The sequence below is a fragment of the Ensifer sp. SL37 genome (assembly GCF_026672675.1).
Lineage (GTDB): Bacteria > Pseudomonadota > Alphaproteobacteria > Rhizobiales > Rhizobiaceae > Ensifer > Ensifer adhaerens.
Window position 1 is genome coordinate 3,146,523 of record NZ_JAPPRN010000006.1, and the last position, 24,049, is coordinate 3,170,571.

The window sequence follows — 24,049 nt, forward strand, 5'->3', positions numbered from 1 at the left end:
GCGGCGCTGTCTGATCACGGCAGCGCCGCTCGATCGTCGGGCTTTCGAGGCGCCGGTCAGATCCGCTCGAGGAAGGCAAGTAACCGTTTCATCGCCAGCGCAGTTGCCGCCGCGTCATAGGAGGGCAGCGAGCTGTCGGCGAAGTAGTGCTGGTCGCCCGGATAGAGGAACAGTTCGGCGTCCTCTGCCTTCTCGACGATCTCGCGGGCGGCGTCGACATCGCCTTCGCCGACGAAGATCGGGTCGTTGTCCATGCCGTGGATTTGAACGGGTACGCCGGCCGGCCAGGGGCCGAAGGACCACTGGCCACTGATCGGGATGCAGGAGTAAAAGAGCAGGGCGCCGCGGGCGCCGGGGCGGGTCTGGGCGAGTTTCTGAGCCGGCAGGACACCGAAGGAGAAGCCGGCATAGACGAGGTTTTCGGGGAGGGCATCGGCGAGGCGCACGCCGCGCTCGCGCATCTCTTCAAAGCCGACCGCCTCGATATGGGCAACGCCCTCCTCGATGCTCGCGAATGTACGTCCTTCGAAGAGATCGGGCAGGTGGACGACGTGCCCGGCCGCGCGCAGGTCGTCGGCAAAGGCGTGCATGCCGGGTGTCAGCCCCTGGGCATGGTGGAATACGAGGACCTCGGCCATCGGCAGCTTCTCCTTCAAACCAGTGTTCGCGCATCAATTGTATTTCGTTCGGTGGAATTCAAGCGGCAAGGCTGTCCTTAAGGAAAATATTCCTCCCGCGCTGATGCCGCGTCTCTCGACCTTTTCTTGCCATCTTCGCTCGCTTGGTTGCGCACGATGCACCACGATTCTGGAGGGAAAAGGATCATGACAGGTAAGTTGCGCATTGCCGTGCTGTTCGGTGGCCGGTCGGCGGAGCATGAGGTTTCGCTGATGTCGGCGCGCAACGCCGTCGCGGCGCTCGATCGGACGCGCTACGAGATCGTGCCGATCGGGATCGCCAGGGATGGCCGCTGGATGCTGGTCGATCTCGAAGACGGGGAACTGCCGAAGGCGATCCCCGTGTCGGGAACGCAGGTGGCGCTGATCCCCGGCGGACGGGGGCGGGCGGTCACCATCGCGGCCGACGGCCGCCAAGGGCTGTTGCCGGCGATCGACCTGATCTTTCCGGTTCTGCATGGTCCCTTCGGCGAAGACGGGACGGTGCAAGGCTATGCGGAAACTGCCGATGTCGCCTATGTCGGCTGCGGTGTCGCGGCTTCGGCGGTCGCCATGGACAAGGCGCTCGCCAAGCGCCTGCTGGTGGCCGAAGGCATTGCCGTTGCGCGGGCGATCGGCCTTCATGCGGGCGACGCCTATTCAAGCGAGACCATCCTCGAAAGCCTGGGACTGCCGGTTTTCGTCAAGCCGGCGCGGCAGGGATCTTCCGTCGGCGTCAGCCGCGTCGACAGTCTGGACGCGCTTCAGGCGGCGCTTAACGAGGCGTTCCGGCACGACGACAAGGTGCTGATCGAGGAGTTCGTCCAGGCCCGCGAGATCGAGTGCTCGGTGCTGGAGGATGCGAAGGGACAGCTCACCGTCTCGCGACCGGGCGAAATCATTCCGGCTGCGAGCCACGGTTTCTACAGCTACGACGCCAAATATGTCGATGCCGGCGGCGCAGTCGTCGAGGCGCCCGCCAAACTCTCCGAAGAGGTGATCGCCGAGGCCAAGGACATGGCCGCGCGGGCATTCCGGGCGCTTGACTGCGCGGGGATGGCGCGGGTGGACTTCTTCCTGCGCGCCGATGGAAGCCTCATGATCAACGAAATCAACACCATTCCCGGCTTCACCAATATCAGCATGTATGCCAAGGCGCTGGCAGCCGACGGCATCGCCTACGGCCAGGTGGTGGAGACGCTGATCGCCCATGCGCTGAAGCTGCGCGGCAAGGCGGGCGGGAGCACCTGAGGGGATGACAGGGGCAACCCGGGTATGCAGGCTATCGCCGGGGATGGCGGGCTTGCCCGGCGGCAGTGTCACCCTGGAGTATTGCGATGCTACCTATGAGTTGCGGTCCATATTAGGATTGTCGCATTCATTGTGGGTTCACGTCGCCCCGGCCAAAACTCGCACCTGTTACAAACGGACAGGTGATGAAATGAAGAAGATTGGCATCGTCGTGCTTGCGGCGATAACGGCTCTTTCGGGCATCACGCCGGCAAACGCCCTGCCGGCTGTTGCCATCGAGCGGGTGCAGAAGAGCGACGTTCAACTGGTGCAGCACCGGGAATGGAACGGCGGTCACCATCGCCGGCGTCCGCCGGGCTGGCACGGCGGCTATCGCCCGCGCCCCGGCTGGGACGGCGGTTACCGCCCGCGGCCAGGCTGGCATGGCGGCTATCGTCCGCGTCCGGGTTGGGACGGCGGCTACCGCTATGGCTACTATAACGGCCACCGCGGCTATCGTTACGAGCGCTACGGCTATCGCCGCCACAATGACGGCTGGTGGTATCCGCTGGCGGCCTTCGGCACCGGAGTCATCATCGGCGGCGCGATTGCCGCTCCGCCGGCGCGTCGCTACGAGACCGGCGTCAACCCGCGCCATGCCGACTGGTGCTATGCGCGCTATCGCTCCTACCGTGCCTGGGACAACTCGTTCCAGCCCTATGGTGGCCCGCGCCAGCAGTGCTATTCGCCCTACTTCTGAGGCGAGCGTGTTTTAAGGAGGCCGCCGGTCGCTGACCGGCGGGCCTCTTTTTTGTTTTCTGGCATTCACATGCGCTGAGGGAACGCGGCCCGGCATGGGTGGGAACGCAGCCTCTATCGACTGCTGCGCGGCATCTCCTCGTCGAAGCGGGTTTTCTCGCGCCCCGGATCATCCTCGAGGATTTTCTCTTCGCGGTCGTCAGGCAGTGCATCGTCCGGATCGACATTGGCTTCGTCGCGGCTCGGAACGGGCGACACGCGACCCTGATCGACCGGCGTCGGATGGTCTCCCGCGGGAAGCTGGTCGACGGGGAGCGGCGGGATCTTACCGATCGGCACTGCGCGTGTTTCGCCAGACGGGGGCACGTCTTCCGGTGTCTCTCGGTCGCGGGATTTCGGGTTTGCCTTGTTCATCGTCGCATCTCCTTGCTGGCGGTTTGCCAGGAATAAGCCGAGGCGAGCGGAAAAGGTTCCGGTCTGGGCGTTCAAGATCTCAAGATTGAAGGTGGATCAATGACGGGGCGTGGCCGTGCGGATTGGGGGACATCGCATCCGGCTCCTGTCGTTTTCCAAGTCTTGGTCCGCGATGCAATCGGCATCCCAAGCACGCGCTATCGAGCCAGACATCCTGTCGATGATATCGGGGCGAACTCTGCCGCGTCCATTCTAGCGGGAATTGTAAAAACTAGCGGGAATTGTAAAAACCGGTCGCGCGTTTGCAGGGGAGGCGTCTGCTAGGAATCGCTCATTGCGGCAACCCCGCGAAGAGGCAGACAAGCGGAGCGGCCGCGGACCGGCAGGTCGGAAAAGCCCGGTCTTCCAGAACTTCAACGTCTTCTAGAACTTCAACCGGGCGTCGTCATGTTCGGGAGGGCGGTGCGCGTCCTTGCGACGAAACCCGTAGGCGAGCGCGAGCCCCAGGATTGCGGAGCCGACGACGATGGCGGCGAGTGCGAAGAAATTCTCCATGGCATTTTCCTCCCGAGGGGAAGCTTAACACAGAATGCGCGCAAACAAATGGCGCGGCAGCGAGAATGCGCGTCATGGTTACTCAACGCATGTCGGCCCAAGATGTTCAATCCGATTGGCTTCGGTGCGCGGTGCGTTCGGCCGAGGCTTTGCACGGGAGCGACACTGCGGGCGGGCGATCTGGACCAACGTCGAGCCCCGCCAGCTTCGCCGTCTACGAAGCATCAGCGACCTCAATAACCGCCAGCACCGCCGCCGCCCTGACTCATGCCCTGGACGCCTTGCATGCCCTGGTAACTGGGGCTCGGAGCAGGAGTGCTGGTGCGGCTCGCCTGGTCGGTGGTGCAGCCGGCAGCCGCAAGAAGCGCCGCGCAAAGAGCGGCGATCAGGTATTGTCGTGTCATGGGTACCTCCCGTGGTCGTGGGAGCGGCATCAACCGCTTCCGCATCGAAACGGATCAACCATGCCGCCGCCGGCCCCGGATCCGTTGAGGAAGGAGACATGGCGCCAGCGGCCTTGCATGGCGCTCGCGATTGTACCACCGATCGCGCACATGGGCTGGCAAAGAGGCGGGGCGGGAGTAAAGGAAGAAAACGAACAAAACGGAAACAAATTTTGGCAAAGGGGCTTGCCAGGCGAACGGAAGCGGGCTAAGGATATTACAGGCTGGCCGTTTCGTCATTGAAGCGGCCTTTTTGATTCCGGCGGATTGGCGCGGCCTTGCCTGGGCGCTGATGCCGATATCCAAAAAACTCAAATCCGCGCCGGCGCCGGCTGCGACCGCTGAGACGCGGGTGACGACGGCCGCTACGGCGTCACGGCGCTTCGCGATTTTTCGGATCCGCACTTGGGCTTCACGTCCTCGGCGCCCGCATGCTGCTGTCGCAAGATCGCTGCATGTTCTGGTGCGAAAGCCCTAAAGCTGGTCGCGTGGAAAGGGCTCACGCGACAGGCTTTAAGATCTTGTTTTTATGCATGTCGTTGCGGCAATACCGCTGCCCACTTTTACGCGAAAAGCCTTAGGCTTCCTGCTTGGCGATCTTGCCGGTGACGGAGGCGCCGGTCTCATGTCGCGGGCGGGGCTGCCCGATGCTGCGCAGCCAGCGCGAGGCTTCCTTCGGATCGCGCTCGACGCCGAGGCCTCTCTGATAGATGGTCACGAGGCGGGCCTGGGCAGCCGGATGACCCTGGCGGGCGGCCTGGCGGTTCCAATGAAGCGAGGCGGCATAGTGTTCCGCGCCGCCATCGTTGAAATAGATTTCGGCGAGTTTCGCCTGGGCATCGACATTTCCTGACGTCGCCAGTTCAAGCAACCTGGGCGAGATATTCGTTGCGGACGGCCGCGGGGTGAAAATGGTCTTCAACTTGCTGAACGTGTTGCGGATCATCTGGCACCTGTTGCATTCATTGCATGGTTCCCGCGGCTGGACTGCTAGGCTGAAAAACTGCTTAAAATCTTGAACTAATTTGACTTTTCCCTGGCCACTGCCGGTAGAGCAGGAGCGCTTGCGATGCATTGCGCCAGAAGCACCCGATGTGGGGCAACCCGGTGAGCGGTATTGATGACCGAATGCAACCTGAAGTCAAGGTTGCAAGCGTGACATCCGGCGTGACACACGCATTTTTCTGTGATCGGCTGTCACGCTTGCTAGCTTGAACAGACATTCCTTATCGGCGGTTCCCAAGGTTCGTCTGAATATCGGATGGATACAAATGTTGTTGGTCACAGTTATCGAATGCTTGGACTAAACAACGGCCACTTCAAAATTCAACGTTCTGCCGATCGTTTCGTTAGCAACGCTCCTGATTTAATCTGGTGGGATGCATCTAATACAGCAACATTTTCGGGTGCCGCTCTTGCAAAATCATTCCTTCCTAGTAGCTCTACTCCATTTGGTGCAGACAATGGATTGACGGGCGGTAGTGGGGATAACGCGACCTTTGCGACACATAACGTCCGAGTGTCCACTTGGTTTGGTGTCGGTATTTGGGATAGTTCCAGCAACGCTTGCCGTATAGTGCTCAACGCTCGGTCTGGCTCGATTTCAATGCTTGGGGAGCTTCAAATCGGCAACGCCAAATTGTTCGCGGATGGAAACGTTCAGTTCGCCAGCTCGATGCAGTCCTCGTTCGGCAACTATTTGAGCGATGCTCTTAATGCTCGCGCCGGCATCTACACCGGCTCAAACCGCGATGAAACCAATTTCCCAATCGGACATACGATCCTGGTCGAAACGGGCAATGGGGACATCAAAGAGAGGAATTCCGCCCATGCGATTTATCTTAGTTCCAGTTACGGCTACGCCTTTGGCGGGGCTGGGGCGCAACTTGCTGGAACTTGGCGTGCTCGAGGCGGCTACGATTCGCCCGTGTCGGGTGCATGGACCTATTGCTTCGTGAGGACGGCATAATGACATCGATGTCACTTAATATGGTTTATGCCGTTCGAGCTACTCAAGAGGCCGACGTCTACAACATCCGCTGCAACATCACGGATTATCTCGGAGCGTCCTACGACACCGACTACTGCAGTCGTCCGGATGACACCGTCGGCGTTAATCCCCTGATCCGCCAGTGGTTGCTCGATAATTCCGGCTTCCAGATCGAGCCATACATCCCCCCCGATCCGCCGACGGAAGACGAATTGCGGCAGCGGATGCCCAGTCTGACCGCCCGCCAATTCCGCCTCGGATTGGTGAATGCCGACATCTCGCCGTCGACCGTGACCGCAGCGATCGCGGGGATGCCCGCTGGTTCGGAACAGGACAAGGCTCAGATCGAGTGGGAGTATGCGACCACGTTCAACCGGTTGCACCCGCTGATCGGGACGGTTGGTACGGCGCTTGGTCTTTCTGACACCCAGATCGATGCCCTGTGGGTGGCGGCCGCCGCGCTTTAACCGGAAAATCTCCAAATGGTGAATCCATGAACAGAGCAGCGTTTTACGCGGCCCTGCGCGATCCCGCGTCGGGTGTATTCAAATCCTTGTCTGCAAAGCAGTTCGAAAGCCTGGACGCGGTCGTCCTGGAGGGGCGCCGGCGTGCGGTAGGCCTCTGCCATCTGGCCGCAATTCTCGCCGAGGCCCATCACGAAACCGGCGGCACAATGCGGCCGGTCGAGGAGAATCTGAACTACTCGGCAAGGCGGCTCATGCAAGTATGGCCGGCGCGATTTCCGACGCTTGCGAGCGCGGAACCCTACGCGGGCAATCCGCGCAAGCTTGCGAACCGGGTCTATGGCGGGCGGCTTGGCAATGTCGAAGACGACGACGGGTGGGTCTTTCGCGGGCGAGGGCTGGCGCAAATTACCGGTCGCGCGAACTATGGCAAGTTTGGTCTGGTGGAGATGCCGGATCGTGCCTGTGATCCGGCAACGGCCATTCGCATTCTTTTCGACGGCATGCTGCACGGGCTTTTCACGGGCAAGCGACTGACTGATTTCGACACGGACGATAGCCGTTCGGCGGCGGCGACCGGCTATCGTTATGCCGCCTCACGCGCGATTATCAACGGCGATATCAGGCAGAACGGGCCGAAGATCGAGGCCTACGGCCGCGCCTTCGAGGCGGCGCTGCGTGCGGCCGGATATGGTCGCGAGAGCGCTTCGGCCGATCCCTCCGTTGTTGTCGTGCTGAGGCCAGGCTCGGTCGAAAGGGCGCCCGACATGGAAAGCGTCAACGCTTCGCACGGGGCCAAATTCAATCGCCTGCGCCGTCTCATTGAGGCGGTTGCCGGGTTTCTTGCGCGGTGGACGAAATGAGTGCTGTCGTCATCCGTATCCTGCTGCGCTACGGCGCGGGGCTGCTCGTGGCTAAAGGGCTGCTGGCGCCGGAGGCGGGGCTGGTGCTTGCCGATGATCCCGACGTGCAGATGCTGATGGAGGTGGGTATCGGCCTTGGTGCGGGCATTCTCTCGGAGTGCTGGTACGTGCTGGCGCGACGCCTTGGCTGGGCGAAATGATGTTTGCCTGGCCGAAGCTTCTCATCGCCGGCCTCATCGTCTCGGGTCTCATCTGGCTCATTCATGAAATCCGCGCAGACGGCGCACGATCCTACGCCAATACCATCGAGAGGCAGAACAATGACGCTCAGAGCCGCGCTCGTGGGAAGCGCCTTGATTACGATTCCTGCCTTGATGCTGGCGGGGTGTGGGACTTCGCGTCCGGCCAGTGCTCCCGGGCTGCGCGCCGTGGTCGGAACTGATCTTGTCGGCGCGCGCGGAGCATCGCCAGCGGATCAGCGCCGGATCGACCGCACGGTCGTCGGCCTTTGTGCCGCGGATATCTGGACGAAGGCCGAATGCGCGAAGCACGGGGGAGACCATCATGTCGCTGGCTGAAATCGATATCGTTGTTCATCGCCAGTTGGGAGAACTGGTTGCCGGCATGCGCGGCCTGCAGGAGTCCATTCATCGGATCGAGGATGGCGCCAGGCGGGCGGAGGATAAATCTGCCGCCAGTCAGGCCAGCGTTCACCGGCGCATGGATCAACTTGCCGAGCGGGTCAACGAACTGGAAGCGTCGGCTTCCGCTATCGGTGCCGAAATCTCCGATATGAAGCCGGTGACCGATGACGTCAGGCGGTGGAAGCTCATGGGCATTGGTGCCCTTGGGGTGACGGGAATTGCTGCGATGGCCCTCGGTGTCAGTTTTGCCGAAGCGATCCGGCGGATCGTGTTCGTGATTGCCGGAAAAGCCTAGCGCTCAGGGCTGCTTGACCTACGTCTTTTAATCAAAGCGCCGCGCACCCGAAAGGGTGCGCGGCGCTTTTTGCGTTTGGTGCTCTAAAGGGTATCGCCCGTCGATGATCACACGGTCGGTATCGGATTTGCCGGAGCGCCCAAAGTGCGGACGCTCTCCGAAACCGAGAAGCGAAGGCGATACTCCTTCGGTGAGAGACCCAGGATCTTGCGGAAGATCTTGCGATAGGCGTTGGTGTCGTCATAGCCGCTTTGCCAGGCAACCTGCTCGATCGAGAGATGTGAGCGCTCCAGCAGATCGCGGGATTTGGCGATCCGTAGCCGCTGGCAATATTCGGTCGGGTTGAAGCCGGTTGCCTTCTGGAAACGGCGCAGGAAGGTGCGGTCGCCGAGACCGGCGCGGTCGGCCATCATCTGCAGCGTCACGCCCTTGGTGTTGGCGCCGTGCAGCCAGTGCTGGATCTTCAGGATGATCGTGTCGCCGTGATCGAGCTTCGGAGCGAAGACGCTGTAATAGCTCTGCTCGCGCGCGCCGGGGTCGATGATCATGTAGCGTGCGGTTGCCAGCATGAGATCGGTTCCGAGGAACCGGTCGACGAGTTTCAGGCCGAGGTCGATCCAGGCCATCATGCCGCCGGCGGTGATGATGTCGCCTTCGTCGATTAGCAGCCTGTCGGTGTCGACGCGGATGTCGCTGTAGCGGTTGGAGATCAGGTCCTGATGCGACCAATGGGTGGTGATGGTGCGACCGGCGGCGAGGCCGGACTCTGCCAGCAGATAGGCGCCGCCGCAGACGGAGCAGATCGTCGTGCCGCGTTGATGCTGTTCGCGCACGAAGGCGGGCAGGGCACCGATGCGATCGCCGACCGGCAGATCGGAGAGCGTCGGCGGCAGGATCAGGGCCACAAGGCCCGAGGAGGGGCCCTCGTGGGTGTCGCGCGATTTCGACACCGAACCATCTTCCTGAAGTTTCCAGTGGCTGATGCGGATTTGCGGCGCGTCTCTGCCGCTTTGCTCCACCGACTGCATGCTCGCCACCTGGAACATGTCGGTCAGCCCATGGATCGCCGACATCAGGGCGCGGGGATAGACGACGATGCCGATCTCCGCCGGCTCGTTTTCGGGTCGTTTTGTCACTTCTGCCCCCATCGTTGTCAGCTTTGCCGGTCGAGAGGTTAGGCCCACCGATTTATCAATTCAACCATCGCTTCCGCCGAATGGAAGCCCGAGCAACAGAGATCAAAGAGGTGAGGACCATGACACAGGCAAAAGCAGTTTCCGCAAGCGTTTCCAACGGCATCTCCCGCCGCACGGTTCTCTCGGCCGCCTTTGGCGCTGCCGCCACGGCAGCCGCGGTCAATGCCATGAGCACGCCGGCCAAGGCCGCATCCACCACCGCAACAACCGCCGGCGCCTCCGGCACTAAGGGAGAAAACACCATGGGCAGCCGCATCATCACCCGCGATGGCGTCGAGATCTATTTCAAGGACTGGGGTCCGAAGGATGGCCCGGTCGTCGTGCTCAGCCACGGCTGGCCGCTGTCGTCCGACAGCTGGGAAGCGCAGGCCTTCCACCTTGCCGCCAACGGCTTCCGCGTCGTCACCCATGACCGCCGCGGCCACGGCCGCTCGTCGCAGCCCTGGGACGGCAACGACATGGACCACTATGCCGACGACCTCGCGGATCTGATCAACGCACTCGATCTGAAGGGTGTCTTCCTTGCCGGGTTTTCGACTGGCGGCGGCGAAATCAGCCGCTATATCGGCCGCCACGGCACCAGCCGGATCGCCAGGGCCGGTTTGATCTCAGCCGTGCCGCCGCTGATGGTCAAGACCGACAGGAACCCCGGCGGCCTACCGAAGGAAGTCTTCGACGGCCTGCAGGCGGCAAGCCTGAAGGATCGCTCGAAGCTCTACCGCGACATCGCGTCCGGTCCGTTCTTCGGCTTCAACCGCCCGGGTGCGGTCGCCTCTCAGGGCATGATCGACAGCTTCTGGCTGCAGGGCATGATGGGGGGACACAAGAACACCTATGACTCGATCGTCGCCTTCTCGCAGACCGACTTTACCGAGGACCTGAAGAAGTTCGACGTGCCGACGCTGATCATCCATGGCGACGACGACCAGATCGTGCCGATCGATGCGGCGGCACGGGCCTCGAAGACGCTGGTGCCGCATGCGGAGCTCAAGGTCTATGCCGGCGCCCCGCACGGCATCACCGACACCCACAAGGACCAGCTCAACGCCGACCTGCTCGCCTTCGCCAAGGCCTGATGGTTGTTCGCCGGTGCCGCCTCGCAGGTGGCCCCGGCACCCTATGTCAAACGCTTCAGCCAAGGATCAGAGCCATGACCTCTTCCTACAATCCCACCGACGTCTCCGGCCCCGGCCGTCGTGAATTCCTTGCAGGCACCAGTGCGCTTGCAGCCTCCGCCCTGCTGCCGAAAGGTGCCTATGCCGCAGATATCAAACGTTTCCGGCATGGCGGCTTCGATATTTCCGTCGTCAGCGACGGCTTCATCATGCTGCCGGTCAGCATCGTGCTGCCGGATGCAACGGCGGAAGAGCGGCCGGAGATCATGCGCCGGCTTGGCGGCACTCCCGAAAAGGCGCCGTTTCACACCAATATTCCGGTCATTCGCACTGGCGACGATCTGATCGTGGTCGACGACGGCTCGGGCACACGTTTCCAGGAGAGCGCCGGCAAGCTTCACGCCAATCTGCTTGCGGCCGGCATCGACCCGAGTGCGGTGACGAAGGTGGTGCTGACGCATGCCCATCCTGACCATGCGGGCGGCACCGTTGGCGCCGACGGCACGCTCGCCTTTCCGAATGCGCAGTACTTCGTTTCGGAGGGGGAATGGCGGTTCTGGACCGATCCCAACTTCGAAAAGACCATGCCGCAGGTGCTTCATGGCTTTGCCAAGGGTGCGCAGCGCGATCTCTTTGCGGTCAAGGACCGGCTGACCCTGGTGAAGCCCGGCGACGAAATCGTCAGCGGCATGCAGGTGCTCGACACGCGGGGCCACACACCCGGTCATATCTCGCTTCAGCTTTCCGGCGGTGACGGCGCCGGACATGAGGGCTTGGTGATCACGGGCGATGCGGTCACCAGCAACATCGTCTTCTTTGAGCACCCCGACTGGCATTTCGGCTTCGACACGGATGCGGAGCTGGCCTTGAAGAACCGCAAGGCCCTGATCGACCGGGCCGCGTCGGAGCGGCTGGCGCTGCTTGGCTATCATTGGGCCTATCCGGGGATCGGGCGGGCGGAGCGCAACGGGGCGGCCTATCGCTTCGTGGCGGCGGGGTGACCGCCTGGAGCCGGCAATCACTAGGACAGTTGACGGGCGCGCCTCCTGCGGGGCGCGCCCGTTTCTCTGCATTCAGAGAGCCAGTTCGCTGTCCTTGATATCGCTGATCGGCGCAAGGAACGGCAGGTCGAACGGACGCGGAGCGGTGCGTTTCGCGGTGAGCTGTGGCCAGTCGGGATTGACGAGCGCGCCGCGGCCAAGCGCGATCATGTCGGCACCGGCTTCCATCACCTCCTCGGCGCGGTCAAGATCGTGCAGGCTGCCGTTGGCGATGATGAACAGGCGCGGCGCGTGGCGGCGGGCGAGGGAAACGAGCGAGGCGTCGCCGCCCTCGAAGGCCGGCTTCCAGGCTTCGAACTCGGTCACGTGCACGAAGTCTGCCGGGCTTTCGGCGAGCGCCTCGAACACGCGGGCTGCACCTTGTTCGCGTTCTGCCCATTTGTGCCTGAAGTCGTTGACCTTACTCTGGGAGAGCCGCAGCCCCAGCGGGACGTCGGGGCCGATCGCCACGCGCACTGCCTTCAGCACTTCGAGTGACAGGCCGAGCCGCTCAACGATATCTCCACCCCAGCGATCCGCCCGCCGGTTCGAAAAGTCCGTGAAGAACTGATCGAGCAGATAGCCGTTGGCGCCGTGGATCTCGATGCCGTCGAAACCGGCAACCTCGATTGCAAACCGGGCGGCACTGGCGAACCCTTCGATCGCCTCGGCGATTTCGGCATCGCTGATCTCGCGCGGCAGGGCATAGGGGCCGTCGCCGTGATAACCGGTCAACTGGCTGCCCTTCGGCCGGACGGCGGAGGGGCCTACCGTCTCGGGCCTGTGCGGGTTGCCCTGCGCCAGCGCGCCGCCGTGCATCAGTTGTGCGAAGATTCGCCCGCCCTCCGCATGAACGGCCTCGACGATCGGTCGCCAGGCGAGAGCCTGCTCCCGGTCGGTCAGGCCCGGCTGGTCCTTGTAGGTTTGGGAATAGGCCTTGTCGGTGTAGATGCCCTCGGTCGTGATCAGGCTGAAGCCGCCGCGGGCGAAGCGCTGGTAATAGTGCTGCATGCGCTCGCTGGGCGCGCCGGCCGCCGTGGCGCTGATGCGGGTCATCGGCGCCACGGACAGGCGATTGGCGAAATCAAGCCCCTTGAGACGGGTGCCGGTGAAGGCGGGGGACGCGATGCCAAACGGTGCGTTCATGTCACTTGCCTCCATCGAGCGCGATCGCTTCGATCTCGATCAGCGCGTCTGGCGAATAGAGCGAGGAGACCTCGATGATGCTGTCGGCGGGATAGGGGGCGGAAAACCACCTGCGGCGCAGCTCGATGATCTTGGCGAAATTCTCCATGGAGCGCAGGAAGATCGTGACCTTGACGATCTTGTCTAACCCAGAGTCCGCCGCCTTGAGCGCCCGGCCGAGATTGCGGAACGCCTGTTCGGCCTGGCGGTCGAAGTCGCCGACGCCGACGAGCTTGCCGTCGTCGCCGATTGCCGCCTGACCGGAGACGAAGACGAAGCCATTGGCCTTGATCGCCTGGGAAAGCAGGAAGGGCGCGTAGGGATCCGGCTGGGTGACGACCTGTTCGAGAGACATAAGATGTCCTTTCATGCTTGAGATTTTCTCAGCTTGGCGCTGTTGCCTTCACTGTTGATCCCAATATGCTAGGCCATTCGGCGGCTGACAAAGAGTGATTTCTCAGCCGACAGATGAGCTGAGTTCATCCATTGAGGAAATCATGAGGAAGTTGCCGCCGCTCGGCGCACTCAGGGTCTTTGAAGCGGCCGCCCGGCGGATGAGCTTCAAGCTGGCGGCCGAGGAACTGAACGTCTCGGCCACTGCCGTCAGCCACCAGATCCGCCAGCTGGAGGAGATGCTGGAGACGAAGCTCTTCGAACGAGGGACGCGGCAGGTCCGGCTGACCACTGCGGGACAGGTGCTCTTTCCGGTGCTGCGTGATGGCCTCGACCGTTTCGAGCAGGCGATCGCCGACATGCGCCGGCAGGAGGCGAGCAAGGTGGCGCGGTTGACGTCCACCGTCGCCTTCGTCGCCAAGCGCCTGGCGCCGCTTGCCGGTTCCTTCCGCGAAGCCTATCCCGAGTGGACGCTGAGGCTGGACGCCTCCCACCGGATGGTCGATCTGGAGGTGGATGCGGATGCAGCGATCCGCCTTGGCGGCGGTGATTATCCGGGCCTCGTCACCGAACCGCTGTTCGCCGATCGTTTCGCCCCGGTTTGCGTGCCGCGACTGGCGCCGGCCAGTGCCGCGGACCTCAAGCACGCGACGCTCATCCACTACGATTGGGGCACGCTGCGCCGCCACGATGCGCGCGCGCCGGTCTGGCGGCAATGGCTGGAACGGGCTGGCGCCACCGATGTCGAGGCCGGCGCGGGGCTTTCCTTTACCGACGAGATCCATGCCGTGCAGTCGGCCATCGCCGGGCAGGGCATTGCCCTCTTGAGCCTCACGCTGGTCGCCGAGGAGCTTGCCTCCGGCATTCTCGTCCAGCCGTTCGACCTGACGCTGGAAAGCGACCGATACGACCTGGTCTACAGTCCGCGCATGGCGGACCGGCCAGCGACCCGCGTGCTTCGCGATTGGGTGCACGCGCAGTTCAGCGGCGATGCCTGATCCGTGAGGTGATCTCGTTCAGTCGTCGAATCCGAGGAAGTCCGGCGCCCAACGGCGACTGGTGAGGCGCAACGAACGGTCGGGCTCGATGATATAGGTCTCGTAGACCTTGCGGCCGTAGGAATCGATGAACTGGTGCGGGACGATGCTGCCGACGGGTGCCTTCTTCAGCTTGGTACGCGGTTGCCCGCCATAGGTGATGCTGCCGGGAATCGGTTGCATGTTCGGCGAGTAACCGTAGCTGATGTCGGGGCCGGTGGTCGCCGTGCAGCCACTGAGAAGCAGCACGACGGAGAGGGCGGCAAAAGCGTGTTTCATGTCGGCGATCCTCAGAATGGCTGAGCCTGGCCCACACGGCGTCAAGCGTCAGGCGGAAACGCCTTGGACGATCGTTGCCGGTGCGGTCCAGCACTCTCTTCTAAAGTGTAGCGCTTAAACGGAAATTTCCAAGTTCTGTCATGCGGATTCCGGCAAGCAATGCTTGCAAATGTTCACGGCTTGTCCCAGTTGTGGAATGCCTGACCGCGACAGTTGCGGCGGGCTTGCGCGCAACCTGGCGTTCGGGTGCGTTCCGAGCTTTTTTGGACGCGCCTTTGGGGGCGAAATGGCAGCGTGGCACTATGTGATCGGGTCGAGCGACACGGGCCCGTGAGCGACAACATTTTGCTGGTGATGATCGCGCGGGACGAGCTTTCACCGGATGTGCTGGTTTGGCGGCAGGGACACGGGGAGCGGATCCCGGCCTGCGACATGGCCGAAATCAAAGCGGCCTCCGCCGCGCGACGCCAGGACCCGGACCGTCCGCCGACGTGCCGCCGCCAGTGCCCGAATATCCACTTGCCCGGCCATGGCCCCGTTTTCTGGCGCGCATTTTCGACATGCTGCTGCTTTACATACCGGCTGCCTTGGTGGCCCGCATCGCCCCGATGCGGACCTTCGTCAATCCGGTGATAAGCAGGCAGACGACGTTCGGGGCCGCCTGGCACGTCGAGGATCTCTCGCGCGACAACATGCTCTTTGCGATCAGCTCGGACCAGACAGGCGGCGTCTATTTCGGGCACGAGCAGGTCCTGGCAACAATGAACGAACGGCCAAATGCCGAGGTGCTCGCCGAACTGCAGGCGAGGGCGGGATACGAGGCGAGCGCGGACTGGACGCCGATTATGATCAACGGCCAAGGGGCGCCTGGCGATGAAGTCGCTCAAGGAACCGGACGCCACCGCCGAGATAACCATTGCGCTGCGCGGGCGAGACGCCTGGCGGATGGTTAGATTTCTGATGAAGGGCAAGAAGCGGGACGAGGCGATCGATACGCTGGAGACGGCCGTATTCGGGACCATCGAGTAGCGGGCGGCAGGGGCTGTCGCCTCGCCGCCGGGCGCGGCCGGCGGTCCATGCGCTTCGCACTCATGCCCAGATTTGTCGCTGAGATGAATTCCGATTTGCCGAAACATGGGTTACGTCTTGTGTGAACTTCTGCGCGGATTGCGCGTTTCGGCTTGTGTCGGCCGCACGTTCCGTCCCGCCCAGTCTCTTTGCTGAACCCGGATATTGCATGACCGCCGAACAGTCTCTCGCGTTTCTCGTCATCGGCGCCATGATGGTCTTCTTTATCTGGGGGCGGTTTCGATACGACGTGATCGCCTGTTCGGCGCTGATGCTGGCGGTCGCCGTCGGCATCGTGCCTTACGATCATGCCTTCGATGGTTTCAGCGACGACATCGTCATCATCGTCGGCAGCGCCCTGATCGTCAGCGCCGGGGTGGCGCGCTCGGGGATCGTCGACGCCGCCATCCAGCGGTTCCTGCCGAACATCTCATCGGTCCGGGCCCAGCTCGCACTGCTGGTCATCACGGTGACAGTGCTTTCCGCCTTCATCAAGAACATCGGGGCGCTGGCAATCATGCTGCCGGTCGCCTTCCAGTTTGCCCGGCGGTCGAATGTCCAGCCTTCGGTCTTCCTGATGCCGATGGCCTTCGGCTCGCTGATCGGTGGGCTGATGACCCAGGTCGGCACGTCGCCGAACATCGTCGTCTCACGGGTGCGCCAGGAGCTGACCGGCGAGAGCTTCACGATGTTCGACTTCACGCCCGTCGGCGCGACGCTGGCGCTGGTCGGCTGCATCTTCCTGCTCTTTGCCTACAAGCTGGTGCCGCAGCGCTCCAGCAGCCAGGTCTCCGTCCATTCGGCGATCGAGATCACCGATTATACGTCCGAGGCGGTTGTTGCCGCCGGTTCGCCGGCGATCGGCAAGGCGCTCAGCAATCTGGTGAAACTGGGCGACGGCGGCGCCGTCGTCATCGCCATCTTTCGCCGCGGCCTGCATCTGGCGCCGCTTCCCGACGTTACCCTCGAAGCCGAGGACATCCTGATTTTTGAAGGCGGTCCGGGAGCGCTCGATCGCATCGTCTCGCAAGGCAAGCTGAAGATTGCCGGCGACCGCGCGCCGCATGGGCGGGAAAAGGCCGGGGACGAGATCGAGGCGATCGAAGCTGTCGTCGGCAGCGGTTCGCCGCTCGAGGGCATGTCGGCACAGCGCCTGGCGCTGTTCAACACCCACAACATCAACCTGCTCGCCGTCAGCCGCCAGGGCGAGAGGCTGAAGCAGCGGCTCGGCAGCATTCGCTTGAGGGCAGGCGACATCATTGTGCTGCAGGGCGCGCGGCGCGAACTGACGCTCTTCCTGCAGGAGTTCGGCTGCCTGCCGCTGGCGCAGCGCGAGATCCTGCTTGGCACGACGCGAAAGGCACCGCTGCCGCTTCTGGTTCTGGCGGCCGCGATGGGCTCAACGGCAGTTGGACTTGTACCGGTGCCGATCGCCTTTTTCGCGGCGGCCCTCGCCATGGTCGTCTTCCGCATCATCCCCTTGCGCGATTTTTATCGCTCGGTCGATGGGCCGATCCTGGTGATGCTGGCGGCGCTGATCCCGGTGAGCGATTCCTTGCGCACGACCGGGGGCACCGATGTCATTGCGGCCTGGCTCGGCACGGTTGCCGCAGGCCTGCCGCCGGCCGGCGCGCTGACGATCATCCTGCTTGCCGCCATGGCGGTGACGCCGTTCCTCAACAATGCCGCCACCGTGCTCGTTATGGCGCCGATCGCCGCGAGTTTCGCCGGCGCGCTCGGCTACAAGCCGGAAGCCTTCCTGATGGCAGTTGCCATCGGCGCCGGCTGCGATTTCCTCACGCCCATCGGCCACCAGTGCAACACGCTGGTCATGGGGCCGGGCGGCTACAAGTTCAGCGACTATCCGCGCCTCGGCCTTCCGCTGTCGGTGGTGATCGTGATCGTCAGCATCCCGACACTGATGCTGGTGTGGCCGCTGCGCTAGGTGTGGTGCGAGTGGCGCCTCGCCCGCAGGGATGCTCGCATAAATAGCCGCTACCGTGTACAGGTAGACGCGCGGTAGCGCCCGCCGCAGATTTGCCTATCCGTGAGCGACAACAGGGAGAAGATGGCATGAGCCCCAAGCCCACCGGCCACGTCAGTGGCAATGACCTGATCCTGACGCGCACGTTTCATGCACCCGTCGCCGACGTCTGGACGAGCGTGACAAAGTCCGAGAGCACCGCGCTCTGGTTCGGCCGCTGGGAAGGCGAAGCGGGGCCCGGCAAGACCGTGCGGCTGCAACTGCTCCATGAGAAAAGCCAGCCATGGACGGATGTCCTGATCGAGGAGTGCGCCGCGCCGCACCGCCTGGTCGTGGTGATGAAGGATGACGCCGGCGAGTGGCGTATCGCGTTGACGTTTACGCAGACGGGGGGCACGACGGAGCTGCGCCTGGTTCAACATTTGAGCGACCCGAAACTCGCAGGCGACGTCGGGCCGGGCTGGGAATATTACCTCGATATGCTGGTCGCCGCGCGCGCCGGCAAGGCTTTGCCGTCATTTTCGGACTATTATCCGGCGCAGAAAGCGCACTTTCTGGAAGGCGTCTAGCCCCTGGCGGTCGGCAGTCGGACGGGCGCGTTCGACACAATTTGCGGGCGCTGCCGCTGTGGGCCGCGCGTTCTTGTGTCGTAACGAGAGGGCGCGCCGCGGCGGCGTTGTCCGGGTCGGCTGGCCCCCTCACAACCGCAACGTCTCGCAGTTCGACACCGAGCGGAGCCTCCCTGCGCTACGCCAGAACGGTGACGAGAACCGCGCCCCAGAGCGCCAGCAGCACGTTGCCGATCGCGTAGCCGAGACCGTAGCCGAGTGTCGGGACCTTGCTTCCGGCCGCTTCCTGCACGGCGGCAAGCGCCGGGGCTGAGGTTCCGGCGCCACAGCAGGTACCGGCGAGCACGCCTTCGTTCATGCCGAAGACCCAGCGGCCGAGCGCAAGTGCGGCCAGATGCGAGATCAGGCAGATCAGCAGGCTGGCGATGACCAGCGCCGGGCCGGACTGGACGAGGCCGGCGACAAAACTCGGGCCGGCCGAGATGCCGACGCAGGCGATGAAGGCGCAGAGCCCGACGCTGTCGAAGAACCACAGGGTTGCCTCCGGCACGAAACCGAAGGTGCGCCGGACCGAGCGCAGCCAGCCGGCGCAAAGGCCCGCGATCAGCACGCCGACGGCGACGCCGAGGCCGATTTCGAGCGCGCCGAGTTTCAGGGCAGGGATGCCGATGAGGCCGCCGAGGAAGATGAAGACGCCGACAAAGACCATGTCGGTTGCGGTGGTCTCACGGTCGGCATAGCCGAGCAGCTTCGCCACCTCCTCGACATGGCGTCTGGCGCCGGCAATCGACATCACGTCGCCACGGCGGACGGTGAGGCCAGGAAAGATCGGGATCGGCTGGCCGGCGCGCAGGATGCCGCGCAGGAACACCGAGCGCGCTTCCGGCTGCTGCCTCAGCTGCCACAGGCGTTTTCCCGCAACCTCCTTGTTCGTCACCACGATATCGAGCACTTCAACCGGGATATCGAGCAGCGTGCGGTCGTCGATCTCGGTGCCGATCCGACTGGAATATTCGACGAGGAAGCCGCGAAGACCGGCAACGGCGATGATGTCTCCAGCCTGCAGGCGCTCCTTGGGCGTTGGGGTGATGATCTCCTCGCCCCGGCGGATCTGCTCGATATAGGCCTTCTGGTTTTCGGGAACGCGCGCTTCGGCTTCCGCGACCGTCAGCCCCACGAGGGCGTCGGCGATGACGAAGGCGCGCGCCTCGATTTCGCGCCGTGCGGTGTCGCCGCTCGTCTGCGGCGCGATCTTCAGTTCGGCTTCTAGCTCGGCGCAGGCCTCCTTGAGGCTACGGCCGAACATCCGCGGCGCCAGTTGCGACTGGACGAGGATGGCGGTGACGACACCGACGAGATAGGCGACGGCAAACCCGGTCGCCACGGCGGATTCGAACTGGCTCGCCGCTTCCGGCGTCGGTGCCGTTTTGCGGAAGGTGTCGATCGCCACGCCGACAGTCGCCGATTCCGTCGCGCCGCCGGCGAGCACGCCGGCTGCGGTTCCAAGATCGAAGCCAAAGAGCATCGAGAGCACGATCGCAACGGCGAGCGCGACGACGCAGAGCGTGACGGTGACGGCGATCTGCGGCAGCGCGTCGGCGTTGAGGCTCTGGAAGAATTGCGGGCCGGTGCGGTAGCCGATTGCAAAGAGGAAGAGCAGGAAGAACGCCTGCTTGACGTCGTTGGAGAGCACAGCACCGGTCTGGCCGATCAGCACGCCCGCCAGCAGGCAGCCGGTGACGGCGCCGATGGTGACACCGAAGATGGTGATCTTGCCGACCGCGTAGCCGATGCCGAGCGCGAGGAACAGGGCAAGCTCCGGATGCGCCCGCAGGATGCTGAACAGGTGGTCGATCACGCGGCGGTTCCTCCCGGTGCCAAGCCGAAGAAAGCCGCTTCAGCTGGATGATGCGCTGGTCGCTGAGCCGGCGGAAAGAAAGTCGCCAGCCGGAGATGCGGGGATGCTTGTCGGCCGAGGGAAACACTGGCCAGGCGTTGGGGAAGGGCGGCCGGCATGGCTGCCGGCCGCCCGATCGGCTAGCTGATCTTCAGGCCTTTGGCGGCCTGGTAGGTCTGGACGTAACCGCGCGCCACCGAGCGCACGGCGCGGCCAATCTGCGAATAGGCTTCGTCATTGAGGTTGGCGAAGGAGACGCGTGCCGACCAGCTCGGCGCATCGAAACCCGAGCCGTTGAGCAGCACGATGCCGTGGTCCTCGGCAAGCCGGAAGGGAATGTCGAGCGGGTGGATGTTGTCCTTCACCCAGGTGACGACATCCTCGCCGACATATTTGCGCAGCCAGAACTCGAAGTCGATGATGCCGTAATAGTGGTCGAAATAGATGCCCGGATTGGACTCGACCCCCATGCCCTCGATCAGGTTCCAGAAGCGCTTGGTGCAGATGGCGATGCAGGCCTTCTGGTAAGCCTTCTCGACGTCCATCAGCTCGACCAGGCCGAAGAGCGTCATCATCACCTGCTGGGGCAGCGACAGGCCGGCGGTGTGGTTCAGCGCCACGTCGCGGCTGTCGGCGACGATGCGGTCGATGAACTTCACCTCGCGCGGCTTCGGCGTCATCGCCTTGTAGCGTTTTTCGAGGAGCTTCTGGATCGGTTCACCATGGGCCTTGATCTTCTCGTCGAAGATGTTGTCCTCGGCGACGGCAATGACGCCGAGGCGCCAGCCGGTGCAGCCGAAGTACTTCGAATAGGAGTAGACGCCGATCGTGTTGCGCGGCAGATGCCCAAGCAGCGACTGGAAGCCCGGAACGAAGGTGCCGTAGACGTCGTCCGTCAGCACGATCAGGTCGGGGCGCTTCTTGTTGACGAGGTCGACAAGGCGCTTGATCGAATCCGGATCCATCGCCACGGCGGACGGGTTGCCGGGGTTGACCAGGAACAACGCCTTCACCTTGGGGTTCTCCAGCGCCTTGATGTCTTCGTCGGTGAACTGGAACCGGTCCTCCTGCTCGGCGCTGACGTTGATGGTCTTGAGATCGTAGTCCTCCAGCTCCGGCATTTCGAGATAGGGCGTGAAGATCGGCGTTCCGAGCGCGATCGTGTCGCCGGCGTTAAGCAGGCGGGCGTTCTTCAGTGCCTTGAAGATGTAGCACATGGCGGCAGTGCCGCCTTCGACCGGGTAAAGGTCGAACTTTGCCTTCGGTCGGTGGCCGGCGCACATCGCCCACATCAGGTATTCGTGGGTTATGATCTCGTTGTGGTGCAGCGCCCGATCGGGAACCGGATAGTTGTCGCCGATGATCGAGTCCGTGAGCTCGTGCACGAAGGCGTCCGCATCGAAGCGGAAGGTGGTGATGGCGTAGTTGACGGCGTCGGAAAGCGTCTTTGCCGGCGGGATGCCTTCATCCTCTTCGTCCCAGTCAGCCGTGTTTTGCAGCAGCTTCTTCGTCCACTTTTCGAACCGCGCGTGGGCGCCGTCCTTCGGCGGCATGCCGGCCACGCCGGCCTTCGGGTCGTAATAGGCGCGCTTGGCTTCCGTCAGCGCAAACTGGCCGAGCAGGAAGAAGGCCTCGCGAGCGCGTGTCGCCGTCCAGTTCGGGTTGCCGCGGCCGGCATTGAGGAAAGCCTTGGCGGATTTCTGTGAGCTCGACTTGGCGAGCTTGATCAGTTCGTCCTTGATTTCGAACGGGCTGAGATCGGATAGGCTGTCGTAGAAATTTCTGTCCAACATGGTCCACACTCCCTGTGATCTATGCATTTTGAACGATGGTCGGCTTCGCCCGTTCGCCTCAGGCGAGCATAATGACGATGACGAGGCCGAAGATGGTCAGCAGCGTGTTTCCGATGGCGTAGGGCATGCCGTAGCCGAGCGCCGGCACCTTGCTCTTGGCCGCCTCCTGGATCATGCCGAGCGCTGCCGTCGTCGTTCGCACACCGGCGCAGGCGCCAAACAGGATCGCCGGGTGGAACTTGAAGACATAGTGGCCGAGGAGCACCGAGGCGATCATCGGGATCGACGTGGCGACCACGCCCCAGATGAACAGCGAAATGCCGACCTCCTGCAGGCCTGCGACAAAGCCCGGGCCGGCGCCGATCCCGACGACGGCGATGAAGATGTTGAGGCCGAGCGTGTTCATCAGCCACAGCGCCGGTGACGGGATGCGGCCGAAGGCGGGGTAGGTGGTGCGCAGCCAGCCGAGCACGAGGCCGGCCAGAAGCGCGCCGCCGGAGGTCGAAAGGCCGATCGGGATACCGCCGATCGTGATCGTCAGCGCACCGATCATCGCGCCGATGAAAAGCCCCCAGCCGAGAAAGGCGATGTCGGTCGTCTCGACAGGCCGGTCGGCAAAGCCGAGCGCCTTGATCGCCGCTTCGACATGGCGTTTCGCGCCACCGATGGTGACGATGTCGCCGCGCTCGACCGTCGTCCCGGGCAGCACCGGGATCTCGACCAGCGAGCGGATGATCTTGCGGGCATAGACGCCGCGCGCCCAATCCATGGTGCTGACTTCCGCCAGCGTCTTGCCGGCGAGCGCCTTGCTGGTCACGTAGACATCGAGGACTTCGGCTTCCGCGTTGAGCAGCTCCTTGTCCTCGACCTCGAGCAGCTTGTTGTCCAGGTTTTCGACGAGCAGCGAACGCCGGCCCGAAAAGGCGACGACGTCGCCCGGCTGCAGCACGGTGTTGCCATCGGCCTCGATGATCTGGTCGCCGCGCCGCAGGCGCTCGACGAAGACGCGGATCCCGGGAAGGATGTCCTTGACCGGTTTCCCGGTGAGCCCGCTTGCCGCGTCGACGCGATAGGCCCGGAGGCCGAAGTCGTGATAGGCGCGGGTAATGCCGGGCTCACTGCTTTCGCTGCCACCGCCGAGCTTGGCCTCGTATTCGCGGCAGGCCGCCGGAAGGTCGATGCCAAGAAGCTTGGGACCGAGCTGGGCGAGGATGATCGCCGAGCCGATCGTGCCCCAGATATAGGTCACCGCATAGGCGATCGGGATCTGGTCGGCAAAGGTCTTGGCCTGCTCCGGCGTCAGCCCGAGCGAATTGATCTGGTCGGTCGCAACCCCGATTGCAGCCGAGATCGTCTGCGAGCCGGCATACATGCCGGCGCCATAGCCGAGCGGCAGCCCGGCAATCAGCGCGCAGAGATAGGGAACGACGAGGCACAGCACCAGCACGGAGAGCGCAAAGGCGATCTGTTTCGGTCCATCGGTGCTCAAGCCCCGCACGAATTGCGGCCCGACGCCGTAGCCGACGGCGAAGAGGAAAATCAAAAACAGGGTGGATTTCAGGTCGCCGGAAACCTGGATACCCAGCTGTCCGATGAGAACGCCCGCAAGCAGCGTGGCGGTGACATTTCCAAGGTTGAACCCCGCGACCTTGATCGGACCGATGAGGAAGCCGATGCCGAGGGCGAGGAAGACGGCGACAGGCGGATAGGTCCGAAGCGTGTCGACGAAGAAATCAATGGGATTCACTGATGCTATTCCCCTCTGAAAGTTGAGTTGCCGTCACTTCATTTCGGGATCTGCGCGGCTAAGTTGAGCTTGTTTCCGAGGCTTGTCGATGCCCAATCTTAATCCCGGCAATTGTCGCTTCGGTCGTCGAAATTCTCAACGGGCATAGGGTTACGTGAGCGTAACGTATGTTACATTTCAGCGTTTTTGCTTGGGGTTGGGGATCGAGGCCGCCGCGATGTGTCGGTCGCATTCGATCGCAAGACCGCGGCACTGGCCCGGATCGCGATGGCACTTCAACTCTGGTGTTGTAATTCGTAACGTTATCTCCCAACGTGAAGCATGAGGCGTTTTCTCTTGGTTATGCTTGGAAAAGTTGCTGGGCACGGAACGGCGCGTCTTGCTGCTTGCGATAGGGGCGGCAGAACTTCGAGGGCTTGAGAAAAAAGCGGTG

At 63.2% G+C, this 24,049-nt stretch carries 26 protein-coding genes and 1 pseudogene; 15 read left to right on the plus strand and 12 right to left on the minus strand.

The features are described 5' to 3' along the window. Nucleotides 1-56 precede the first annotated feature (56 nt). The gene (locus OVA00_RS27480) at nt 57-638 is read right to left on the minus strand and encodes a dienelactone hydrolase family protein (RefSeq protein ID WP_268089988.1); all 582 of its coding nucleotides are present in this window, start codon (nt 636-638) and stop codon (nt 57-59) included. Between the two features lie 186 nt (nt 639-824). Between OVA00_RS27480 and OVA00_RS27485 the strand changes: the two genes are divergently transcribed. Together OVA00_RS27485 and OVA00_RS27490 are read left to right on the plus strand one after the other, a co-directional pair. Beyond that, nucleotides 825-1,907 (plus strand): D-alanine--D-alanine ligase family protein, encoded by a 1,083-nt coding sequence (locus tag OVA00_RS27485; protein WP_268089989.1) that lies wholly within the window; start codon nt 825-827, stop codon nt 1,905-1,907. A 190-nt stretch (nt 1,908-2,097) separates the two neighbouring features. Beyond that, entirely contained in the window at nt 2,098-2,646 is a 549-nt protein-coding gene (locus OVA00_RS27490; RefSeq protein ID WP_034793472.1) for a BA14K family protein, read from the plus strand. Between the two features lie 113 nt (nt 2,647-2,759). Here OVA00_RS27490 and OVA00_RS27495 read toward each other — a convergent pair whose 3' ends face one another. The 4 genes from OVA00_RS27495 to OVA00_RS27510 all read right to left on the minus strand — a co-directional run bounded on the left by OVA00_RS27495 (nt 2,760) and on the right by OVA00_RS27510 (nt 5,003). After that, nucleotides 2,760-3,059 (minus strand): hypothetical protein, encoded by a 300-nt coding sequence (locus OVA00_RS27495; protein ID WP_090425664.1) that lies wholly within the window; start codon nt 3,057-3,059, stop codon nt 2,760-2,762. A gap of 423 nt (nt 3,060-3,482) precedes the next feature. Continuing rightward, nucleotides 3,483-3,614: a hypothetical protein gene (locus OVA00_RS27500; RefSeq protein WP_255380915.1), complete on the minus strand. Its 132-nt coding sequence runs from the start codon at nt 3,612-3,614 to the stop codon at nt 3,483-3,485. A gap of 233 nt (nt 3,615-3,847) precedes the next feature. Then, complete coding sequence (locus OVA00_RS27505; protein ID WP_156400691.1) at nt 3,848-4,018, minus strand: hypothetical protein; 171 nt, start codon at nt 4,016-4,018, stop codon at nt 3,848-3,850. A gap of 616 nt (nt 4,019-4,634) precedes the next feature. Then, nucleotides 4,635-5,003, minus strand: a complete 369-nt coding sequence (locus tag OVA00_RS27510) for a tetratricopeptide repeat protein (RefSeq protein WP_051659282.1) — start codon at nt 5,001-5,003, stop codon at nt 4,635-4,637. A gap of 315 nt (nt 5,004-5,318) precedes the next feature. Between OVA00_RS27510 and OVA00_RS27515 the strand changes: the two genes are divergently transcribed. The 6 genes from OVA00_RS27515 to OVA00_RS27540 all read left to right on the plus strand — a co-directional run bounded on the left by OVA00_RS27515 (nt 5,319) and on the right by OVA00_RS27540 (nt 8,313). Continuing rightward, a complete protein-coding gene (locus tag OVA00_RS27515) occupies nt 5,319-6,026 on the plus strand; it encodes a tail fiber protein (protein ID WP_268089991.1) in 708 nt (235 codons plus the stop codon). Then, entirely contained in the window at nt 6,026-6,514 is a 489-nt protein-coding gene (locus OVA00_RS27520; RefSeq protein WP_268089992.1) for a hypothetical protein, read from the plus strand. Before OVA00_RS27515 ends, OVA00_RS27520 begins: the two co-directional genes overlap by 1 nt. Beyond that, entirely contained in the window at nt 6,490-7,374 is an 885-nt protein-coding gene (locus tag OVA00_RS27525; RefSeq protein WP_268089993.1) for a hypothetical protein, read from the plus strand. The genes OVA00_RS27520 and OVA00_RS27525 overlap by 25 nt, the downstream gene beginning before the upstream one ends. Further along, the gene (locus OVA00_RS27530) at nt 7,371-7,574 is read left to right on the plus strand and encodes a hypothetical protein (RefSeq protein ID WP_034793500.1); all 204 of its coding nucleotides are present in this window, start codon (nt 7,371-7,373) and stop codon (nt 7,572-7,574) included. The genes OVA00_RS27525 and OVA00_RS27530 overlap by 4 nt, the downstream gene beginning before the upstream one ends. A 120-nt stretch (nt 7,575-7,694) precedes the next feature. After that, the gene (locus OVA00_RS27535; protein WP_082566485.1) at nt 7,695-7,952 is read left to right on the plus strand and encodes a hypothetical protein; all 258 of its coding nucleotides are present in this window, start codon (nt 7,695-7,697) and stop codon (nt 7,950-7,952) included. Next, on the plus strand, nt 7,939-8,313 hold the full coding sequence (locus tag OVA00_RS27540; RefSeq protein ID WP_113189145.1) for a DUF1515 family protein: 375 nt from the start codon (nt 7,939-7,941) through the stop codon (nt 8,311-8,313). Before OVA00_RS27535 ends, OVA00_RS27540 begins: the two co-directional genes overlap by 14 nt. A gap of 107 nt (nt 8,314-8,420) precedes the next feature. On the opposite strand, the gene OVA00_RS27545 is transcribed toward OVA00_RS27540, so the two are convergent. Beyond that, entirely contained in the window at nt 8,421-9,449 is a 1,029-nt protein-coding gene (locus OVA00_RS27545) for a GlxA family transcriptional regulator (protein WP_268089995.1), read from the minus strand. Nucleotides 9,450-9,568: 119 nt separating this feature from the next. Here OVA00_RS27545 and OVA00_RS27550 point away from each other — a divergent pair, with 119 nt between their 5' ends. Beyond that, the gene (locus OVA00_RS27550; RefSeq protein WP_268089996.1) at nt 9,569-10,585 is read left to right on the plus strand and encodes an alpha/beta fold hydrolase; all 1,017 of its coding nucleotides are present in this window, start codon (nt 9,569-9,571) and stop codon (nt 10,583-10,585) included. Nucleotides 10,586-10,659: 74 nt separating this feature from the next. Then, a complete protein-coding gene (locus OVA00_RS27555; protein ID WP_060584825.1) occupies nt 10,660-11,625 on the plus strand; it encodes an MBL fold metallo-hydrolase in 966 nt (321 codons plus the stop codon). Between the two features lie 72 nt (nt 11,626-11,697). Here the strand turns inward: OVA00_RS27555 and OVA00_RS27560 are convergent, their stop codons facing one another. Together OVA00_RS27560 and OVA00_RS27565 are read right to left on the minus strand one after the other, a co-directional pair. Beyond that, entirely contained in the window at nt 11,698-12,810 is a 1,113-nt protein-coding gene (locus OVA00_RS27560) for an NADH:flavin oxidoreductase (protein ID WP_134887789.1), read from the minus strand. A 1-nt stretch (nt 12,811) separates the two neighbouring features. Further along, on the minus strand, nt 12,812-13,204 hold the full coding sequence (locus OVA00_RS27565) for a RidA family protein (protein WP_268090379.1): 393 nt from the start codon (nt 13,202-13,204) through the stop codon (nt 12,812-12,814). Between the two features lie 142 nt (nt 13,205-13,346). Between OVA00_RS27565 and OVA00_RS27570 the strand changes: the two genes are divergently transcribed. Continuing rightward, nucleotides 13,347-14,240, plus strand: a complete 894-nt coding sequence (locus OVA00_RS27570) for a LysR substrate-binding domain-containing protein (RefSeq protein WP_034788068.1) — start codon at nt 13,347-13,349, stop codon at nt 14,238-14,240. A gap of 18 nt (nt 14,241-14,258) precedes the next feature. Here the strand turns inward: OVA00_RS27570 and OVA00_RS27575 are convergent, their stop codons facing one another. After that, a complete protein-coding gene (locus OVA00_RS27575; RefSeq protein ID WP_034788071.1) occupies nt 14,259-14,558 on the minus strand; it encodes a hypothetical protein in 300 nt (99 codons plus the stop codon). A 294-nt stretch (nt 14,559-14,852) separates the two neighbouring features. Between OVA00_RS27575 and OVA00_RS40090 the strand changes: the two are divergent. From OVA00_RS40090 to OVA00_RS27590, 4 genes and pseudogenes are all read left to right on the plus strand, one after another. Then, nucleotides 14,853-14,987, plus strand: a pseudogene (locus OVA00_RS40090) (DUF4339 domain-containing protein); the annotation flags it as partial. A 74-nt stretch (nt 14,988-15,061) separates the two neighbouring features. Then, on the plus strand, nt 15,062-15,511 hold the full coding sequence (locus tag OVA00_RS27580) for a hypothetical protein (protein WP_268089997.1): 450 nt from the start codon (nt 15,062-15,064) through the stop codon (nt 15,509-15,511). A 284-nt stretch (nt 15,512-15,795) separates the two neighbouring features. Beyond that, nucleotides 15,796-17,571 carry an SLC13 family permease gene (locus tag OVA00_RS27585; protein ID WP_034788081.1) on the plus strand — a complete coding sequence of 592 codons (1,776 nt, stop codon included), beginning with the start codon at nt 15,796-15,798 and terminating at the stop codon, nt 17,569-17,571. 128 nt (nt 17,572-17,699) lie between these two features. Then, the gene (locus tag OVA00_RS27590) at nt 17,700-18,179 is read left to right on the plus strand and encodes an SRPBCC family protein (protein ID WP_134887794.1); all 480 of its coding nucleotides are present in this window, start codon (nt 17,700-17,702) and stop codon (nt 18,177-18,179) included. Between the two features lie 178 nt (nt 18,180-18,357). Here the strand turns inward: OVA00_RS27590 and OVA00_RS27595 are convergent, their stop codons facing one another. The 3 genes from OVA00_RS27595 to aspT all read right to left on the minus strand — a co-directional run bounded on the left by OVA00_RS27595 (nt 18,358) and on the right by aspT (nt 23,616). Then, nucleotides 18,358-20,037: an aspartate:alanine exchanger family transporter gene (locus OVA00_RS27595; RefSeq protein ID WP_051659120.1), complete on the minus strand. Its 1,680-nt coding sequence runs from the start codon at nt 20,035-20,037 to the stop codon at nt 18,358-18,360. Nucleotides 20,038-20,216: 179 nt separating this feature from the next. Further along, nucleotides 20,217-21,869: a bifunctional aspartate transaminase/aspartate 4-decarboxylase gene (locus OVA00_RS27600; RefSeq protein ID WP_051659121.1), complete on the minus strand. Its 1,653-nt coding sequence runs from the start codon at nt 21,867-21,869 to the stop codon at nt 20,217-20,219. Between the two features lie 58 nt (nt 21,870-21,927). Next, entirely contained in the window at nt 21,928-23,616 is a 1,689-nt protein-coding gene (gene aspT, locus OVA00_RS27605; protein ID WP_226020693.1) for an aspartate-alanine antiporter, read from the minus strand. Between the last annotated feature and the right edge of the window lie 433 nt (nt 23,617-24,049).

Excerpts from the sequence above, each read along its gene's own strand:
- OVA00_RS27495 (WP_090425664.1), bottom strand. The coding sequence starts at position 3,059 with ATGAACAAGGCAAACCCGAAATCCCGCGACCGAGAGACACCGGAAGAC.
- OVA00_RS27540 (WP_113189145.1), top strand. The coding sequence starts at position 7,939 with ATGTCGCTGGCTGAAATCGATATCGTTGTTCATCGCCAGTTGGGAGAA.
- OVA00_RS27520 (WP_268089992.1), top strand. The coding sequence starts at position 6,026 with ATGACATCGATGTCACTTAATATGGTTTATGCCGTTCGAGCTACTCAA.
- OVA00_RS27535 (WP_082566485.1), top strand. The coding sequence starts at position 7,695 with ATGACGCTCAGAGCCGCGCTCGTGGGAAGCGCCTTGATTACGATTCCT.
- OVA00_RS27585 (WP_034788081.1), top strand. The coding sequence starts at position 15,796 with ATGACCGCCGAACAGTCTCTCGCGTTTCTCGTCATCGGCGCCATGATG.
- OVA00_RS27575 (WP_034788071.1), bottom strand. The coding sequence starts at position 14,558 with ATGAAACACGCTTTTGCCGCCCTCTCCGTCGTGCTGCTTCTCAGTGGC.
- OVA00_RS27510 (WP_051659282.1), bottom strand. The coding sequence starts at position 5,003 with ATGATCCGCAACACGTTCAGCAAGTTGAAGACCATTTTCACCCCGCGG.
- OVA00_RS27500 (WP_255380915.1), bottom strand. The coding sequence starts at position 3,614 with ATGGAGAATTTCTTCGCACTCGCCGCCATCGTCGTCGGCTCCGCAATC.
- OVA00_RS27600 (WP_051659121.1), bottom strand. The coding sequence starts at position 21,869 with ATGTTGGACAGAAATTTCTACGACAGCCTATCCGATCTCAGCCCGTTC.
- OVA00_RS27505 (WP_156400691.1), bottom strand. The coding sequence starts at position 4,018 with ATGACACGACAATACCTGATCGCCGCTCTTTGCGCGGCGCTTCTTGCG.
- OVA00_RS27490 (WP_034793472.1), top strand. The coding sequence starts at position 2,098 with ATGAAGAAGATTGGCATCGTCGTGCTTGCGGCGATAACGGCTCTTTCG.
- OVA00_RS27560 (WP_134887789.1), bottom strand. The coding sequence starts at position 12,810 with ATGAACGCACCGTTTGGCATCGCGTCCCCCGCCTTCACCGGCACCCGT.
- OVA00_RS27565 (WP_268090379.1), bottom strand. The coding sequence starts at position 13,204 with ATGTCTCTCGAACAGGTCGTCACCCAGCCGGATCCCTACGCGCCCTTC.
- OVA00_RS27515 (WP_268089991.1), top strand. The coding sequence starts at position 5,319 with ATGGATACAAATGTTGTTGGTCACAGTTATCGAATGCTTGGACTAAAC.
- OVA00_RS27555 (WP_060584825.1), top strand. The coding sequence starts at position 10,660 with ATGACCTCTTCCTACAATCCCACCGACGTCTCCGGCCCCGGCCGTCGT.
- OVA00_RS27570 (WP_034788068.1), top strand. The coding sequence starts at position 13,347 with ATGAGGAAGTTGCCGCCGCTCGGCGCACTCAGGGTCTTTGAAGCGGCC.
- OVA00_RS27550 (WP_268089996.1), top strand. The coding sequence starts at position 9,569 with ATGACACAGGCAAAAGCAGTTTCCGCAAGCGTTTCCAACGGCATCTCC.
- OVA00_RS27485 (WP_268089989.1), top strand. The coding sequence starts at position 825 with ATGACAGGTAAGTTGCGCATTGCCGTGCTGTTCGGTGGCCGGTCGGCG.
- OVA00_RS27530 (WP_034793500.1), top strand. The coding sequence starts at position 7,371 with ATGAGTGCTGTCGTCATCCGTATCCTGCTGCGCTACGGCGCGGGGCTG.
- OVA00_RS27590 (WP_134887794.1), top strand. The coding sequence starts at position 17,700 with ATGAGCCCCAAGCCCACCGGCCACGTCAGTGGCAATGACCTGATCCTG.
- OVA00_RS27480 (WP_268089988.1), bottom strand. The coding sequence starts at position 638 with ATGGCCGAGGTCCTCGTATTCCACCATGCCCAGGGGCTGACACCCGGC.